The sequence below is a fragment of the Microvirga sp. GN3 genome, assembly GCF_055792825.1.
The window spans coordinates 1-2,097 of sequence record NZ_JBVVAK010000351.1; the positions used below are offsets into that span (position 1 = coordinate 1).

General features: G+C 60.3%; 1 protein-coding gene and 1 pseudogene. One reads left to right on the forward strand and one right to left on the reverse strand.

What is annotated here, in order from left to right; genetic code table 11:
- Positions 1–148: 148 nt before the first annotated feature.
- Positions 149–418, reverse strand: a pseudogene (locus tag ACS5Q1_RS47700) (integrase core domain-containing protein); the annotation flags it as partial.
- A gap of 166 nt (positions 419–584) precedes the next feature.
- Between ACS5Q1_RS47700 and ugpB the strand changes: the two are divergent.
- Positions 585–1,883 carry a sn-glycerol-3-phosphate ABC transporter substrate-binding protein UgpB gene (ugpB, locus tag ACS5Q1_RS47705; RefSeq protein WP_473104751.1) on the forward strand — a complete coding sequence of 433 codons (1,299 nt, stop codon included), beginning with the start codon at positions 585–587 and terminating at the stop codon, positions 1,881–1,883.
- Positions 1,884–2,097 lie beyond the last annotated feature (214 nt).

Here is a 2,097-nt window from a genome sequence, read left to right on the forward strand (position 1 = left end):
CCATGAACCTCATCCGGCTCGGGGCTTGGTTGGCTGACACGCCGCTCGCACGCACCCGGCAATCCGCATTTACCAAGCTCATGATGGCTACCATCCCAGCATGATGAATTCGCCAGCAGTATCGCTTTTGTGGAGAGCGGTTTAGTAGCTATCCGGCCAGCCTTTCGAACTGAACCGGACTGACGTAGTCCAGTGTCGAATGACGCCGGACGGGATTGTAGAATCCGTCGATGTACCGGCCGATCACCGCCTTGGCCTCGGCTCTTGTCTGGAAGACGGTGCGCCAGACCAATTCGGATTTCAAGGTCTTGAAGAAGGTCTCGACCACCGAGTTATCATAACAGTTTCCCTTCCCGGACATCGAGATCCGGATGCCGTGCTTCCGCAACTCCGCCTGATACTCGATCGAACAATATCTACCTTCGTCCGGCAGGCGGCCGGATCGTCAAAACCACGGGCGACGGGCTGCTCGTCTAGCAGAGAACGCCAGCCTGCGGCAACGTCCAAGCTTCCTGCCAAGAGGCTCCTGTCCGGGAGTCACGTTCAACCGAGATCGTGCGGGAGGGTTACCGATGAAAAAAGTGATGGTTCTTGCCGCTGTGGGGCTGAGCCTGGCCTCAACCTCATCGCTTGCCCAGACAGAACTCCAGTGGTGGCACGCCATGACCGGCGCCAACAATGATGCCGTTAACAGGCTTGCCCAGGAGTTCAATGCGAGCCAAAGCGACTATAAGGTGGTGCCAGCCTTCAAGGGCACCTATGCGGAAACCCTGGATGCGGGCATCGCGGCGTTCCGCGCCGGTAGCGCGCCCCACATCCTGCAGGTGTTCGAAGTTGGCACCGCGACCATGATGGCGGCGTCCGGAGCCGTGAAACCGGTGTACCAGCTGATGGCGGAGGCAGGCGAGACGTTCGATCCGCAAGCCTATCTGCCCACCATCACCGGCTACTACTCGACTCTCAAGGGCGAGATGCTTTCGTTCCCCTTCAATTCCTCCTCCATGGTGATGTGGGTGAACCGGGACGCGCTGAAGAAGGCCAACATTGCCGAGATCCCGGAGACTTGGCTGGAAACCTTCGACGCCGCCAAGAAGGTGCAGGCTGCGGGCTACCAGAGTTGCGGCTTCTCGACCGCCTGGATCACTTGGGCGATGCTCGAGCAGTTCTCGGCTTGGCACAATGTGCCGCTGGCCACCAGGGCGAACGGGCTCGACGGCTTTGATACGGAGCTGAAGTTGAACTCGCCCCTTCACATTAGGCACCTTGAGACGCTGGTGAATCTGCAGAAGGACAAGACCTTCGACTATTCCGGCCGCGACGGCAAAAGTACGGGTCGCTTCACCTCCGGGGAATGCCCGATCTTCCTGAATTCCTCAGCCTTCTACGGCGATGTGCGGGCGAATGCGACGTTCGAGTACACGGCTGCCCCGATGCCGTACTATCCGGACGTGAAGGACGCGCCTCAGAACTCGATCATCGGCGGCGCCTCGCTCTGGGTGATGGAGGGCAAGAATCCTGCCGAGTACAAGGGCGTGGCGAAGTTCTTCACCTTCCTGTCGGACACAGATCGTCAGGTGCGCCTGCACCAGGAGACCGGTTACCTGCCGATCACCAAAGCTGCCTATGAGACGACGAAGGCGTCCGGATTCTATGAGAAGAACCCTATTCTCGAAGTGCCGCTGAAGGAACTCACCAACAAGGAGCCAAGCGAGAACTCGCGCGGCCTGCGCCTTGGCAACATGGTGCAGTTGCGGGACGTCTGGGCCGAGGAGATCGAGGCGGCACTCGCCGGGCAGAAGTCCGCCAAGGCTGCACTCGACGCCGCAGTCATGCGCGGCAACCAGATGCTGCGCCAGTTCGAGCGTACCGCCCGCACGCGGTAGAGATCCGACGTGTGGGCGCTCGTTGGCTGCCTGTGAACAATGACTGCCTGGTTGGCGGGCTCACGATGAAACCGACACAACGGGAGGTAACGTCATGATCAACGCTCTCACATCACTTGCCGTCGGCCTGACAGCAAGCCTGCTCGCGACGGCCGCCTCGGCCCAGGCGACACTGAACAGCGTGAAGCAGAAAGGCATCCTGACCTGCGGCTCG

Excerpts from the sequence above, each read along its gene's own strand:
- ugpB (WP_473104751.1), top strand. The coding sequence starts at position 585 with ATGGTTCTTGCCGCTGTGGGGCTGAGCCTGGCCTCAACCTCATCGCTT.